Source organism: Hymenobacter profundi (assembly GCF_019334315.1).
Taxonomy (GTDB): domain Bacteria; phylum Bacteroidota; class Bacteroidia; order Cytophagales; family Hymenobacteraceae; genus Hymenobacter; species Hymenobacter profundi.
The window spans coordinates 21,075-38,109 of record NZ_JAHWGL010000041.1; the positions used below are offsets into that span (position 1 = coordinate 21,075).

The window sequence follows — 17,035 nt, forward strand, 5'->3', positions numbered from 1 at the left end:
TAAAATTATAAAATGTGATACTAAGCTGAACCGTACTAGTGTTATTAAAATAAGTATATAGAGTAAAGCATATTATATTTTTTTAAAGTGCATATCTCGGGCAGTATTAATTAAACTAGTGCTTTGGCAGCTTATTGAGGAAGCGGAATAGTAACAAAATACGATTATGCCAAGTTGATAGATTTTGATTGATTTACGGGAGTAAGTTGGCTTAATATTCGTAAAGTTGAACACTGTATAATTTATTATAAAATACTGAAAAAAAGCATTTTATAATAAATTCCAGAATGCTTTGGCGAGTCGCTATATAGAATACAGTAAGTAGGTTATTACTCTATTCCTAAAATGATTCGGCATGATTCAAAAATAGAAAAGTTGTATTTAATTATTCTGGTTGATATCTAATGAATTGTTTTTGGTAGATACCCGCAATGCGTTTAGGCAACTCATTCTGTAAACCTCGACGAGACTGAATAATTGCTGGTGTTCTTTCAGTAAACCTTCCCATTTTGACTTCATTGGAATTAAATCCAATTGAGTGATTCACTAAGCATCCCTCCATTAGTTCGCATTTTACAGGAATTTTTCACTACATGAAAGCAACCTTACGCTTACTGGGTTTAGTTGCAGTCTTGGCTTCTTCGGGGCTGTTGCCGGCCCTGGGACAAACGTGTACGACTGCCCCCGTCACGCTAGACTACACTGCGCGCACGAACGGTGAAAGCTGGAAAAACCGCCCCGCTGAAGGGGTGCCCAGTACCACTTCCTTCACGCGGGTAGGCACCAGCTACAGCTCAACAAATGACAATGCTACTGCTTTATCCGTAAGTGCACTGAACGGGCAAAAAGGATTGGTATGGAGCGCTACTTATTTAGCTAATAACTCATCTACCGTTACATATACATTCAGCCGGGCCGTATCGGGCTTATCGATGCGGGTGCAGGATATTGACGCTATATACAATGTTGGGGTAGTCAACCTTGCCCTGAGTTCAGGTTATACTGATGAGGTAACAATCTCCGGCACCACGGCAACCAACACAACGGTACGGCCTACTCTGACTCTGGTTGGCAGCAGTACTACTTATATAAACCTGAGCAACACGACCACTACCGCCACAGCTACAGCTAAGGTGGGGCCCGGTGGTAATTCGGCCGTGGATGGCGCTTCGGTGGATGTGGCGTTCAACGTTCCGGTTACGTCGTTCACAATCGTGTATCGCAATACCACAGCGGCAAATGGTCTGCTACCGCTTACCGAAACGCAATCCATCAGCATTCCCAGCATCTCGTGGTGCCGGATAGAGCCTGTAGCCAACGATGTGACGACGGCCGGTATGTCGAACGGCGCTAGTGTACTGCCCATCAGCGCCCTGAGCGCTGCGGTAGACGGTACCTTGAAGGGGTACAAACTGGTAACAGTACCCTCTGCTACGCAGGGTATTTTATACGTGAATGGCACTGCTGTTACCGCTGGCCAGAACCTAACGCCGGTGCAGGCCACGCAGCTCACGTTTGATCCGGCTGTAACGGCAACCGGCCCAGTGAGCTTCAGCTACACGGCCATTGATGATGCCGATGTGCAGGACGCTACGCCGGCCACCTACACCATTCCCGTAACGCCAACGGGTGCCAGCGGCGCACCGGCGCCCTGCGCTAATCCGGGCCGTGATGGCTCGGTAGCTGGCTTGGCAGTGAATCCGGACACGTACTACCCCAGTCGCACCACCCAAACGCTGGCGGCGGGTGCCACTTCGATTGTGGTAGAAGCCGCTGCGGGAACTACTAAAACCAACATTGCGGCTGGCGACTTGCTGTTGGTTATTCAGATGCAAGGGGCCGACATCAACGTTACCAGTACCGATGCCTACGGCGACGGTGTAGCGGGTGGACCCGCCAGTGGCTACTTGAGCAACGCCAGCTTCACGGCCGGCACGTATGAGTATGTGGTAGCAAAAAGTGATGTTACGACTGCGGGTGGTACCGTGCAGCTGGCTACTCCGCTCAGGAGCGGATACCAGAACGCCCCTGCCACTAGTACTGCCGGGCAGCGCCGCTTTCAGGTGGTGCGGGTTCCGCAATATGGCAACCTGACGCTGAGTGCCACCATCACCGCCCTACCCTGGGACGGTAGCACAGGCGGTATACTGGCCCTTGATGTAGCTGGTACGCTGAACCTGAACGGATTCACGATAAACGCAACGGGAGCGGGCTTCCGGGGTGGGGCTGGCCGTGTGCAGACCACTGCTAATGGCGACGACCTATCGTATGTGACAACAGCTGCTTCCAACAACAACGCACAGAAAGGAGAGGGTATTGCCGGTACTCCGCAATACGTATTTAACGGTACTACCCTCGTAACTAACACGGCGGATGGGTACCCTAGCGGTAGCAATAGCCGTGGGGCACCCGCCAATGCAGGCGGCGGCGGCAACAACAACGTAGACAACAGCGGCGGTGGCGGCGGTGCCAATGGTGGCGCAGGCGGCCGAGGTGGTAACAACTTCAACACTAAGCTCGCCATTGGGGGCGAGCCGGGTGCCGCAGTAACGGAAGGTAGCAGTAGCCGCCTGTTCTTGGGCGGCGGCGGCGGTGCCGGTACCAACAACGGTAGCACCGGCACTGATGGAACAATCAGTAGCGGCGCAGTGGGCGGCGGCATTATTATGGTGCGTACAGGTGCTGTGAGTGGCACGGGCACCCTTGTGGCCAATGGCACCTCGGCCAGCAGCGCCGTGAAAGACGACGGTAACGGCGGCGGCGGCGCCGGCGGATCTATCTTACTGACGGCCGTTAATACAGCGGGCCTGTCGAAGGTTACGCTAACTGCCGATGGCGGCAATGGCGGCACGAACACCGGCAGCGGTACCGCCGGCTACCACGGTCCTGGCGGCGGTGGCGGCGGCGGGGTAGTGCTGGCTAATGGCGCAGTAGCAGCCGTATCGACGGCGGCTGGTGCCAATGGTACAACCGTGGGCGGTGGTGCTTTTGGCGCTGCCCCTGGCCTGTCGGGCGTGAGCAATACACAAATCAGTGGCAACGTTGCCAACAGCACTGTGGGCACCACCTGCGCCGCGGATGTCACCACGACGCTAACCGGACCGGCGCTGCTGAATCCAGGTCAGCCCTCGGGTAGCTATACGGCCACGTTCACAAACACGGGCCTGGGCACGGCCGAGGGACTGACGCAGACCGTTACGCTCCCCATGGGGGTAACCAGCGTGCAAGTTCCGAACGGGGCTACCTATGATCCGAATACCCGTATCATCACCTTCAGCGGTAGCGCTTCTACCCTGAATGGGCGAGCCAGCAACGCGTATCAGTTCAGCTTCACGGCACCCAGACAAACAGGCACGCTTACCCTTATCAGCAACGTAAGTACGACTACGGCCGAGGGCGTAAGTATCGCTCCTAACCAAGCCAGCCTCACGGCTACGCTGAATATGACGGCCGATGTAGCCGTCACCATCACCACGCCAACCAACCCCGTAACGGCCGGGCAGGACGGCACGTTTGACGTGACGTTTGACAATATCGGTACCAACGCGGCGGCGACGCCTACTGCCCAGGTACAGCTGCCCAGCGGCCTGCAAGAGGTGCGCGTAACGGCCAGCAATGGCGTAACGGGTAACTACGTTGGCGCAACGGGCATTGTGACGTACACGTTCCCCAACAATAACGCTGCTCTAGCCAGCTTGTTCAGAGCCAGCTCGTCTATCAAGTTCACTGCTCCGGCTGTTGGACCGGTAACGGCCACGGCTACTATGAGCACTAGCACCTACGAAGCCGGTCAGACTGCCAACAACGCAGGCACCAGTACGTTGAACATTACGCCTTCCTTTGACCTGGCCACCAGCCTCCACGGCCCCACCAGCACAGTAGAGGGCTCGCTCACTACCTTCACCGTTCTGACCACCAATGCAGGGCCTTCTCCGGCCAGCAGCGTTACGCAATACGTGCAATTGCCAGCTGGTTTGAGCAGCGTGTTTGTGTCCGGCAACGGCACCTACGATAAGAACTCGGGCATTATAACCTTTCCGACATTAGCTATGCTGGCCAACGGCACTACGGTGAACAACAGCATCAGCTTTGCGGCGCCAATGAGCAACTTTACTGTAACGGCTAGCGTGTCGCCTACTGCCGGCGACTTGTTCACGAACAACAACAGCACCACGGCGGCGCCTACCAGCGTAACGCCCGCTACTACCGACCGTGCGAACATCTATACCAGCATAACGGTACCAGGTGCCAACATGCTGCCTGGGGCACCGCTAGTATTTTCGGTGACGATGGGCAACCACGGTCCGGCCACTGCTAATAACGTGGTGCAGCGCGTGCTGCTGCCCCCCAATATGACAGGAGTGCAGACCACGGGTAGCGGGACGTATGACCCTGCAACGGGCCTAGTAACATTCCCGGCCATAAGCCCAGTTAGTGGAACGGCCGAAATGCGTACGATTACCCTGGCGGCTCCGCAGGCCGGAACGGTGATGGCCCTGGCCAGCATCAGCTCCGCTACTTCTGACCCTATGCTTGGCAACAACCTGGCCGCTACGGCAGCCGTGGTAGCCCCGCAGGCCGATGTGGCTACCGCCCTGCAAGGGCCGCTCTCGACGGTGGCCGGACAGTCGGTGACCTACACAGTAACTACCTTAAACAATGGTCCCTCGGTAGCTTCCAACGTGGTGCAGACAGTGCAGATTCCGGCCGGCCTCACGGGCGTGAATGCAGGCACGGGCACGTACGATGCTACGTCTGGTGTTATCACGTTTCCGGCGGTCACCAGCCAGGCCGTGGGCAGTACCATGACAAGCACCATCACGTTTACAGCGCCCTCCAACAGCTCCTTTGTGGCAACGGCCTACGTCAGCTCTTCTACGGCAGATGCCAACACAAGCAACAACACGGCGAAGGCTACCACAGCCACGCAGCGTAATGCAGATATTTCTGTGTTTCTGACCGGGGTGAAGACCACCGTTGTAGGCAACCCCGTTACCTACACCGTTACCACGACCAACAATGGTCCGTCGCTTTCTTCGGGTCAGACTACGACCGTGCAACTACCCGCCGAACTGGGTGGCGTAACGGTTACTGGCGGCGGCAGCTACAACGCTGCAACAGGCTTGGTGACATTCCCCACCGTAACGGACCAGGCGGTAGGAACAGCGGGTACGCTGGCTAATACCATTACGTTCCTAGCTCCCGATGCAGCCCAGCTTACCCTGTTAGCCACAACGGTTGCGGCGGCTGGGGCCAACGACCCGAGCCTGGTTAATAACACCGCTACCATCAGCACCGAAGTGACTACAACGACTCTGGCCTCGGTAGATGAGCAGACATCGATTGTTGCTAACGTGTTGGTCCAAGCAGCCGGTCAGCCCATACGTTTCACCGTGAATACGATCAATGCCAGCACTACCACGCCGGCTACCAACGTAGTGCAGCTGGTTTCTCTCCCTGCCGGCCTAACTGGTGTGACAGTGGAAGATGGTGGGTATAATGAGCAAACGGGCGTCGTGACATTTGCGACTCTTAGCACCCAGGCTGCAGGCACCACCCGTACCCGTGATATTACAGTGAATGCACCCGGCACCGGGCCATTGGTAGCCCGTGCCAGCGTATTGAGCGGCAACCCCGATCCGACGCCGGCCAACAACTACGCAACTGCCGTTGTAAACATCGACGCCCGCGCTGATGTGATGACGAAGGTGAGCGGTCCGGCCATTGCCCTACCCGGTACACTGGTGACGTACAACGTCGTAACGCTCAACAACGGTCCCTCGCCGGCAACGGATGTGCAGCAAAAGATAGTGTTGCCTGCCGGCGCAACCGTCGTGGCGCTGCCAGTAGGTGCTACCCAAAACGGCAGCGAAATAACCTTCGCAACCCTTGCGTCGCAGGCGGCCGGGGTGGCCGGGGAAGTGACCAACAACATTACCTTCACTGCCCTTACGCCCAGCTTCAGCGTAACTAGCAGCCTGATTGCTACAACAGTTGATATGAACCCCGGCGATAATACGTCGACGCAGGCGACTACTCTGGCCAACCAAGCTCCGGTAGCCAATGCGACCATCAACACCATGCAGAGCCCACAGGGCAACACGGCTGGTCAGCTGGCAATTGCTCCGCTGAATGGCCGCGACGCCGACGGTTCGATTAGGTCTTATACCATCAAATCGCTACCCACGAGTGCGCAAGGGGTATTGTATCTGAATGGTAGTCCGGTGGCAATGGAGCAACAGGTGATGGCGACTGATGCTGGGAAACTGACCTTTGATCCAGCGGAAAGCTACACCGGCAACGTGTTCTTCTCCTACACTGCTACTGACAATCAGAACACGGACTCAGCTCCAGCGCTGTACGCGCTGGCGGTAGGACAAGACAACGTTGCGCAGTACACCAAAACCGCGCTAAAAGGGGGCACGACTACGCCGTATCAGAACAGCGACGTAATTGCAACGGTGTTCGATGAGAACGGCGGGGCCTACAATGACGCTACCCCACAGGCCATAACGGACAACGGCATTCGCCAGGCTACCCTAGCGGACCAGACGAGTACCGAACAGCTCAGCACTCTGGGTCTCGCTCTCGATCCGGCCACGGGCCAGCTTCTCGTTGCTGACCGCAATAAGCTCCGGGCAGGTACCTATGCTGTCAACATCACAACTACGGATGCTTATGGTGGTATCACGTCGCATGCTGTAGGATTTACTATTGGCGGGAATCCACTACCGGTAGAGCTGGTAGCGTTTGAGGTGAAAGCAGTGGGCCAACATGCCGTGCTGAACTGGCGCACCGCTTCGGAGAAAAACAACGACCGCTTCGTAGTAGAGCGCTCCAGTGACGGTCATTCGTTTGTGCCGGTAGGCAGCGTAGCGGGTCACGGCAATACCAGCCAAGCAAGCAGCTACAACCTGACCGATGCCGGCGCCGCTCAAGTGGCTGCGCAGCTCTACTACCGCCTGCGGCAAATAGATCAGGGTGGTACGGAGTCGCTTTCGCCGGTGCGTACAGTGCAGTTTGCAACCCTTGCCACGGTAGCACCTACTTTGTATCCCAACCCTGCCACCACCAGCACCGAGTTGGATGTGCGTGGGTTGGCAACTGGCAGCTACCAAGTGAGCGTGCTGGATATGACCGGCCGCCCGGTGGCCACCTACCCTGTGCAGGGTGGCGGCCTCGCAACACTGCCGGTTGCGCAGTTGCCGGCTGGTTCCTACGTAGTGGTTGTACAGGGTAGTGCTACTCGTCACATACTACGGTTTGTGAAGAAGTAGTTTCTCCCATATTTAACCACAAAGGGCGCCTCTGTTACAGAGGAGCCCTTTGTGTGTTTACAAGAAAATTGCAAAGCAGAACAGCACCAGATTACTTTCAGATGCACTGGATAAAAGTAAGATCAGAGATAAAGCAGTTATCAAAAGCCTAACCTGATCGGTTATGCGTCAGAAGCCTTTCACTACTGCAATAGTGTTTTTTGAATTATATATAAAATTAGAATAATTATAAAAAAAAGATATCTGAAAAAGCGTTTAATTTGTGTTTTTTAAAAGAGTAAAATACGAATTAGGTACTATTTCGTATAGTAAAAAACCGTTCATTAAGGCTTTATCGTTGATTTCTGGCATAGATAGTGCATTTTATTACATCCATCCGGAATCTATAAATAAGAAAAAATATTCGCCGAGGGAAAGAAGGTTTCTATCGAAAATGTCCCAAATAGATAATAGGCAGGAAGTAGGTTTGCTATGATGTATTGGTTAGCAATATGATGCTTGATGGATAACTGAGAACCACTGCTGGAAAAGTCACACCACACATTCACTCCATATGAAGACAACTTTACGGTTTGTTATTCTACTCCTGGCTTGGAACTGCTTGGGTAGGACCGTCGCGTGGGCGCAAACTACTACACTCAATTTCGCCGATGCCAACTACAGTGGTAGCTGGGTTAACCGCGCTGCTACCAGCGTACCAGCTGGCTCTACAGTTACGACGGTTAGTAGTGCGTATAATGCAACAGGAAGCGGTACTAGTGCAGGAACATCTACAAACGGTAGTATTGCTGACGCAAGATATTCTTTGGCAACGGAAGTGCGAAATAGTGTTACGACACTTAATTGGTTGATTAATTACCCCACAGGTAGTAACAAAACATCATCTGTCACTTTTACCTTCAACCGACCAGTAGCCAATTTTAAGGTACAAGTGCAGGATATCGATAAGAATGACGCTACTGGGACTACTTATATAGATCAAGTGGTTTTCGCGGGGGCTAATGGTGCAACTGCCGTTGCACCAACAGTAACCTCGTCTAGTCCGACAGCGGCAACTATCAACCCCTCAAATACAGCTACAGCGAATACGCTGAATCTTACTTCAGCTAATGACTATGTTACTGCTTCTTTCGGTAGCCCTATTACTAGTGTAACAATTACATATAAGAACACAACTGGAGCAACTGATCCCGCTGCACAAGGCATTGGCATTGACAAGATGACTTGGGACCGGGCGTTGCCTACCGCTAACAATATCACCAATGCGTCCCTGGCCAGCACAGCCAACCAAACGGCAATCAGCGCTTTAAGCGGTACTGTCGATGGCGGCGTTATCAGCTATACGATTACCCGGATTCCGCCCGTCAATCAGGGCGTGCTGTATTATAATACTACTGGCACCACCTACGCGGCTGTGGCTGCTGGTCAGACACTTACAGCAGCGCAAGCTGGTAGCCTCAGATTTGACCCTGCTGAAACCTTCGCTGGCGGCAATGTAACGTTCAACTACACCTCCAAAGACGACGCTAACCAGACCTCCGCACCGGCCACGTTTACTATTCCAATTCAGGCCATAGCCGTGGCTGGTAATTGCGGCGTTTCCTATTTCGATAATACCAAATCGTACAGTGGCCTATCGGCAGAGTATTTCTCTGGTAACTTCAACGACAACCTGAGCTATTTCGCTAACAATACGGCGAAGCTCTCCCGCGTGGATGCTACCATCAACTTCGCTGCCAGCAATAGCTTCGGCAACCTGGTGAGCGAAGGTGTAACGACCGCCGGCAGCGACGCCAACCCTGATCAATTCAGCGCCCGCTACCGCGGCAGCATTTACATCGGCACGGCTGGTACATACAGCTTCGACCTGAACTCCGACGAGGCCTCTTACATGTGGATTGACGGTGATGCGCTATTGGCGACACCCGACGTGAACACGGCCATTGTGAACAATGGCGGCAGCCATGCTGCCCGTACAGCGCCCACGAAAGTGAGCGTGCCGCTGTCGGTGGGCCTACACAATATTCTGATTTTCTACGGCGAGGGCACCGGTAACAATAGCTTAGTTTTCAGTTACTTCTCTGGTCCTGGCGTAACGCAGGGTACTGTGGTGCCCAGTTCCGTATTGTGCGCCGGCAAGTCGAATCTGCCGCCGATGGCTGTCAACGTTACCAACACAACTATCATTCCGCGCAACGCTGCCCAGCGTACTATCAGCTCTCTGAACGCCACCGATGCGGATGGCAATGTTGCCTCATACAAGATTGTGACGCTGCCTACCTCAGGTACGCTTTACTACCAGGATGCTAACGGAACCTACGTGGCTGCTACGGCCGGGCAGGTGCTAACGGTAGCTCAGGCCGGTAGCCTACGGTTTAAGCCCGACGGTACCACCGTGGGAAACGTCACGTTTACATTCTCTGCCACCGATAATAGTGGTATGGAGTCTAACGCCGCCGCTACCTATACAATTTCGGTCAGCGACGTGGTAGTGACGGCTGGCAACGATAGCTACGAGGTGCCTAAGAATACGCCCGTAACTGGCAACGTATTATTGAACGATAACGACCCGAACAACACTAAGCTAACTGCCACCAAGCTAACTGATCCGGCGCACGGTACGGTAGTCGTTAACGCGAACGGTACTTACACCTATACGCCTACCGCGGACTACTTGGGACCAGACAGCTTCACCTACCGAATTACGAATGAGGCTGGCCAGACAGCCACGGCTACGGTAAGCTTGCGTGTATATGACACTGGTTCGGCCTGTACATCCTCGACCGGCCAGAACCTGCTGACCAACTTCGACTTCTCCCAGGGCAACACTGGCTTCTCCAACGACTACAACTATATCTCGCCCACGGCCAACGCGGCACTTACTGGCGGTACTAAAGGGCTTAACCCAGAGGGCAACTATGCCGTGGACGTAAACGCCAACACGTATCACAACGCGTTCCGTGGGTACGACTACGACAACACTAACACCGATGGTACGACGAAGTCAACCACGCCGGCCGCGGCCAATAAGTTTCTGATGATTAACGGTTCGGCCAGCATCCAGCGCATGTACGCGCAAACGGTGACGGTGCAGAAAAACCGCTACTATACGTTCTCGGCCTACTTCAACAACTTGCTGCCGCCGGGCTCGAACAGTGCAGTACCGGAAGTAGGGTTCGTCATTAATGGATCTTCCGTATCGAGCACGTTGATACTAAACGAGTCTCCGGACCGCTGGGTGAGGTATTCCAGCGTGTGGTACTCCGGCGACAATACTACGGCCGTATTTGAAATTCGCAACGTATCGACGGCTGCGGGCGGCAACGACTTGGGTATCGACCAGTTGTACTTTGGTACTTGTAACTTGCCCCCAGTCGCCAACAACGACTTACAAACTACGCTGCCTAACACGGCCAAAACTTTCTCCGTCACGGCCAATGATACGGACGGAGACGGCGGCATCAACGTGGCCACTGTAAACCTCGACCCCAGCAGCACCACCCGTCAGACAACCTTCACGGTGGCAAATAAGGGTACGTTCACAGTGAATAATAACGGCGATGTAACGTTTACACCAGTGACAGGTTTCACCGGTACAGTATCCATTCCCTATACGGTGCAGGACGTAGATGGTGCTCTGAGCAACCCTGGCACTATTTCCGTAACGGTGCAGAGCCCCCCTACCGACCTGACCACGACTATCACAGCCAGCGCAGCTAACGTAGATGCCGGCCAAACGCTGACGTACACCGTAACGGCTAGGAACAATGGTCCGAGCACGGCCACACAGGTAGTGGAAACCTTGCAACTGCCCGCCGGGCTGACCGATGGTGGCAACACGGTTACGTTTACTATAAACGGCGCGGCTAGCACAGCGCCTACCTACAATAACACGACAGGTCTGGTGACGTTCCCCACGGTGGCTTCGCTGAACTCGGGTGGTAGCAATACCTACGGTATCACGGTGAAAGCACCCGGCGCCGGCCCCATCACGGCCACGGCCGGCATATCAGCCGCCAACACAGATATCAACCTGGCCAACAACGCAGCCAGCGTGAGCACGGTTATCAACCCGCGCTACGACGTAACGACTACCATTACTGGCCCCACCAGCGTGGTAATCGGTAACCTGGCTACCTACACCGTAACCACGAAAAATGTGGCAACGAATGGTGCCCTGTCGGCTGCGCCCAACGTACTCCAAACTGTGACGCTACCCAAAAATCTGGTGGACGTGTACGTGTCTAATGGCGGCACCTACGACGCGGCTTCCGGCATTGTCACCTTCCCGGTACTGGCCTCCCTACCCCTGGGACAAACGGCTGTCAACACGATTAGCTTTACGGCACCAGCCACTGGCTTCACGGCTGCCGCTACTGTGGTAGGCAGCTATACTGCCGCGGGCACTAGCAACAACGTGGGCGACGTGGCTACAGGCAACAATACCCAAAACGCTACGGCTACCACCGTGACACCCACCACTGGTACGCCCGCTACGGCTACCACCAACCAGACTGGCACGGTGGCCAACCTGGCTACCACCATCTCTACCACAACCCCGAGCGTGGCGCCCGGCGCCATCGTGACGATGAAAGTAGATATTGTGAACAACGGCCCCAGCGCCGCCACCAACGTAGTAGAGCAGGTGAGCCTGCTGCCTGGCCTAACGGTATCGGGGCTGCCTGCCGGCGCTAGCTACGACGCAACTAATGGGGTATTAACCTTCGGTACCATTGGTAGCTTAGCCAGCGCCGCTACCCAGAGCTACTCGTTCCAGTTCACGGCCCCCACGGCTGGGTACGTGCTGGCTGCTGCCAGTGTAAGCAGCGCCACCACCGACCCTGTAACCGCTGACAACGTGGCTTCAACCAAGGTGATGGTAACCCCAACCACCGACGTGACAACAGCTTTGGCTGGTCCCACCTCGGCTCTGGCCGGGCAAGTAGTGAACTACACCGTGACGACGGCCAACACAAGCGGTGCGCCCGCTAACGGTGTCGTGCAGACCGTGCGTCTGCCGGCTGGCCTTGCCGACGTGACCGTTACGGGCGGCGGCACCTACGATGCAACTACCGGGGTGGTTACCTTCGCGCTGGGCACGCTGCCTAGCGGCAGTAAGTTGGTAAACTCAGTATCGTTCGGTGCGCCGAGCGCGGGCTCCTACTCACCTACAGCCAATGTGAGCACTACCACGCCGGAAAGCAACACGGCTAACAACCGCGCTGCTGTTACGACGACAATAACCGGTTCCAACGATGTGGCTATCAGTGTGAACGGTCCGGTTGCTACGCCTGTTTTCGGGGCGGCTACTTATCAGGTAGTAACCACTAACAACGGGCCTAACACGGCCGAATCGGTAGTGCCGACGCTGCAATTGCCAGCTGGCCTGACCATTATTACTCTACCTGCTGATGCTACTTACAATAGTGCCACGGGGTTAGTAACTTTCGCTACGATTAGCAACTTAGCCAATGGCGCCAGCAACGTGAATAGCATCACGGTGCGGATGCCAGAAGTGGCCCAGCTGACGGGCTTGGCCCAGGCCACAGTAGCAGGTACGGTAGTAGACCGTAACCTTGACAACAACCGCTCAACGTTTACGACCGCCTCTACCCGCGAGAGCGATAAAACGGCGGACCTAAGTGTGACGCTTACGTCCTCGGCGGCTACCGTCACAGCTGGCCAGCCCGTAACGCTGACCGCCGTATTCTCCAGCAACCTCAACAACCAGGATCCGGCTACCAATGTGGTAACGCGTTTGAGCTTGCCTATCGGCTTAACTGGAGTAACAGTATCTAACGGAGGTACTTATAACAGCGCAACGGGCCTAGTGACTTGGCCAGTTATCGCCTCGCTGGCTTCGCCGACGACGACGACCCCCAGCTCGTTCACGTACACGGTGCAGCTGAATGCCCCGGGTCTTACTACCCTGTCGGCAACAGCCTCTATTGCCTCGGATATATCGGACTCGAACCCCGCTAACAACGCGGCGGCAGCCAGAGTCAATATCACGGCGCAAACTGACGTGACAACACTGGTAAGCGGACCAGCAGCAGTGGTGCCAGGCAGCGCGGTTACATACTCCGTGGTAACGCTGAATAATGGTCCCTCACCGGCCGCCAACGTGGTGCAGAAGGTAACGCTCCCAACGGGCGTAATAGCCTCCAACATCACCAACGGTAGCCAGAGTGGGAACGTTATTACATTCAATACCATCACCTCGCAGGCCGCTGGCGCAGCTGGGGCCGTTACCAATACGTTCACTATCACAGCACCGACTACGGCTTATAGCGTGATGGGTAACGTGACGACGACTTCCTCGGAAAGCGACGCGACCAACAACCAGCGAACAACCAATACGGCTATCCTCGACCTGGCGCCTTACGCCCAGAACGTGGTAAACGCTATGCAGGCGCCCGAAGGCAATACCGCTGGCCAGATAACTATCTCGCCGCTTGCCGCTACTGACGCTGAAACTGCCGCCTCTAGTCTGACCTACGCTATCGATCCGGCTTCTTTGCCGACGGCGGCTCAGGGCGTACTGTACTATAGTAATGGTGGTACCTACGTGGCATTACCCACCACCGGCACGGCCATCCCGCTGACGGCCGCGCAGGCAGCCACATTGAAGTTTGACCCAGCGGCTGGCTTCACCGGCAACGCCTTCTTCAGCTATACAGCTATTGACGCGGCCAGCAACATCTCGAATGCGGCGTTGTATACCATTGCGGTGGGCAAAGACATCAACTCTTATTACAGGGCAACGCCCACCAAAGGAGGCAATAACACTCCGTATCAGAATAACGATGTGCTGACGTACCTTATCGACAACAATGGAGCACGATATGTTGCTTCGGGTACTACAGCCTTAGTATACGATGCCACTACGGGTGCCCTGCTCGCGGGAGCCAGCAACGGTTTGCCTACCACAGGTCTCAATACAGCTATTGCTGGTTCTTCGGCGCTAACTGTTGACCAACTATCGGCTGTAGGTATCAGCCTAAACCAATCTACTGGCCAGCTATTCGTATCAGATCGTACTAAGTTGCGGTCCGGTACGTACTCGGTGAGCATCACCACTACGGACGTGAATGGTGGTACCAACACCGTAGTAGAAACATTCAGTATTGGTGCGAACCCGCTGCCAGTTGAGCTGGTAGCCTTCGCGGTGCAGGCAGTGCAGCAGAACGCAGTGCTGAGCTGGAGCACGGCCTCGGAGAAGAACAACGCCTACTTCGTAGTAGAGCGCTCTTTCGATGGCTTTGCCTTCATGGCGGTAGGCCGAGTAGCCGGGCAGGGTAGCACCAACCAGGCGCACGTGTACGGGCTGGTAGATGCCAAGGTGCCGCACACTGGCACGGTATACTACCGCCTGCGCCAGGTAGACCAGGACGGCACGGAGTCGCTGTCGCCGGTACGCACGGTGGTGTTCACGGGTGAGGTAGTGGCGCAAGCCCCAATGCTGTATCCCAACCCAACCACCACGCGCACCACGCTGGACCTACGCGGTCTGGCAACTGGTAGCTACCAAGTAAGCGTGGTAGACATGGCTGGCCGTGCGGTGGCTAGCTACTCGGTAAGCGGTGGCCTGGAGTCGTCGCTGGATGTGCAGCAACTGCCCGTGGGTACGTACGTGGTGCTGGTACAAGGCACCAACGAGCGCCACGTGCTGCGCCTCGTGAAGCAATAAGCCCTGCGGCAAACGCTTCGCGCAAGCAAACAAAAAGCCTCTCCGGTGGGAGAGGCTTTTTGTTTTATGTCAATCAGGTTCTTATTTGAAGCAGCAGGAATAGTGATAAAAATAAGAACCAGGAAACTGTCCTGTGCAGAGAGCTAAAAACCAATTGCCCGAAACTTCGGTACAAAAGGCTCTTTCTATCTGAAAGCACCATTTCTGCGTGTTGTCAGCTTTCCCGCAGGTAGGCCTGCACCACACCGGTATTGGCTGTTGCGCTGCTCTTTTATTTGTTTCATGAAGCCAACCATTGCCACCGTACGCCCCGCCCACAAGCTGCTGACTTCCACTGACTATGACGTGGTAATTGTGGGCGCCGGCAGCGCCGGCCTGAGCGCGGCACTAATCCTGGGGCGTAGTATGCGCCGCGTGCTGGTGTGCGATGCCGGTGCCCCACGCAACGTCACCTCGCCCGCCGTACAGGGCTTCTTCACCCGCGACTGCACTGCCCCCGAGGAGTTATTGCGCATTGGCCGCAGCCAGCTCACGCCCTACGAATCGGTGGAAGTGCGCGAGCTGCGCGTAACATCTATCACGAAAGAGAACGGCCATTTTCGGGTGGAGGCTGACACCGAGGCCAACCGCACTACCGTGGCAACGGCGCGCAAAGTGATACTGGCAACGGGGGTAGAAGACGAGTTGCCACCCCTGGATGGTATGCGCGAGTTCTGGGGTAGGGGGGTGCTGCACTGCCCCTACTGCCACGGCTGGGAGGTGCGCAATCAACCGCTGGCCGTCTACGGCCGCGGCAAAACCGTAACGGGACTGGCCCTACTGGTCAGTCGGTGGTCGAGCCACATAACGGTGTGCACCGACGGGCCGGGCCACCTCACCGACAATGCCCGGCGCCGTTTGCGCCAGCAAGGCATTGCTGTGCGTGAGGAGTGCGTGCAACGATTGGTAGGCAACCCCGATGGGATGCTGCGTTGCGTGGAGTTTGAAACGGGCGAGCCACTAGAGTGTCATGCACTGTTTCTGCACGCGCCCCAACACCAGCGCGCCCCGTTTGCCAAGCAGCTAGGGTGCCGCTTCACGAAGAAAGGAGCCGTGTGGGTCGATAAAAAGCAGCAGACCTCCGTGACCGGCCTCTACGCTGCTGGCGACCTTACGCCCGGTCAGCAGCAGGCCATTATGGCCGCCGCCGATGGCTCCAAGGCAGGCATTGTCATCAACGAGCAGCTGACACGGGAAGAATGCCCAAAATAAGTTGAAGGAGTAGCCGAACGGCAATCTGTTTGGCGTAGTGGTTGCGTAGGTTCCGGACAAAATTCAATTCACATGAAAAAAGTCCTGTTACTCGCTACCCTCTTTTTTGGTTTGTTCGTTGTTGGCTGCAAGGAGATTGACAAGCTCCTGACCTTCTATATTGAAGACAGCCAAAACATCAAAATTGCCTCTAGCTTCCCGGTGGGAATAGCCGCGCCCTTGTCGCCAGTGGCTGTGCCTACGCAGTCGTCTTCCAAATTCAAGAACAACAATACCCGCGCCGACTTGGTGAAGGATGTAAGCCTAGATCGGCTCACGCTCACCATTGCCGACCCCAACAGCGAAAATTTCAATTTCCTACGCAGCATTGAAATTTACATCAGCACGGGCAACGGCAACGACCAGATTCTATTAGCCTCGCTGAGCAATGTTCCGACTAGCGTGCAGAGTATCACACTCACGCCCACCAAGGCTAAACTCGACAGCTACATCAAAGCAGAAAGCTATACGCTAACCACCAAGGCTACCATTGCCAAGGCCATCACCCGCGACATCACCATCCGCGCCGACTCCCGCTTCAAAGTCACCGCCGATCCGCTGTAAGGTGAAACAGTGAGTTTGTGAAGTGGTGAGTGAAAAAACCCGCCTGTCATCCTGAGCTTGCGAAGGACCTTATCATGCGTGAACGAGTCGCTGTTATGTCTATCGTTCTTTGGGCATAAGGTCCTTCGCAAGCTCAGGATGACAGGCGGGTTTTTTCACTCACCACTTCATTACTTATTTCAACAACTCGTGCAGTACGGTTTGCATGGAGAAG

Annotated in this window: 4 protein-coding genes; all 4 read left to right on the top strand. The window is 55.3% G+C overall.

All coding sequences use genetic code 11. The features are described 5' to 3' along the window. Nucleotides 1-593 precede the first annotated feature (593 nt). The 4 genes from KYK14_RS11290 (at nt 594) to KYK14_RS11305 (ending at nt 16,821) form a co-directional block, all read left to right on the top strand. A complete protein-coding gene (locus KYK14_RS11290) occupies nt 594-7,277 on the top strand; it encodes a T9SS type A sorting domain-containing protein (protein ID WP_219158910.1) in 6,684 nt (2,227 codons plus the stop codon). A 1,219-nt stretch (nt 7,278-8,496) separates the two neighbouring features. After that, entirely contained in the window at nt 8,497-14,967 is a 6,471-nt protein-coding gene (locus tag KYK14_RS11295) for an Ig-like domain-containing protein (RefSeq protein ID WP_219158911.1), read from the top strand. A 282-nt stretch (nt 14,968-15,249) separates the two neighbouring features. Further along, nucleotides 15,250-16,218: an NAD(P)/FAD-dependent oxidoreductase gene (locus KYK14_RS11300; RefSeq protein ID WP_219158912.1), complete on the top strand. Its 969-nt coding sequence runs from the start codon at nt 15,250-15,252 to the stop codon at nt 16,216-16,218. Nucleotides 16,219-16,290: 72 nt separating this feature from the next. Next, nucleotides 16,291-16,821: a hypothetical protein gene (locus KYK14_RS11305; protein WP_219158913.1), complete on the top strand. Its 531-nt coding sequence runs from the start codon at nt 16,291-16,293 to the stop codon at nt 16,819-16,821. The last annotated feature ends 214 nt before the right edge of the window (nt 16,822-17,035 follow it).

Coding starts and splice junctions, on each gene's coding strand:
- KYK14_RS11290 (WP_219158910.1), top strand. CDS start 594: ATGAAAGCAACCTTACGCTTACTGGGTTTAGTTGCAGTCTTGGCTTCT.
- KYK14_RS11295 (WP_219158911.1), top strand. CDS start 8,497: ATGACTTGGGACCGGGCGTTGCCTACCGCTAACAATATCACCAATGCG.
- KYK14_RS11300 (WP_219158912.1), top strand. CDS start 15,250: ATGAAGCCAACCATTGCCACCGTACGCCCCGCCCACAAGCTGCTGACT.
- KYK14_RS11305 (WP_219158913.1), top strand. CDS start 16,291: ATGAAAAAAGTCCTGTTACTCGCTACCCTCTTTTTTGGTTTGTTCGTT.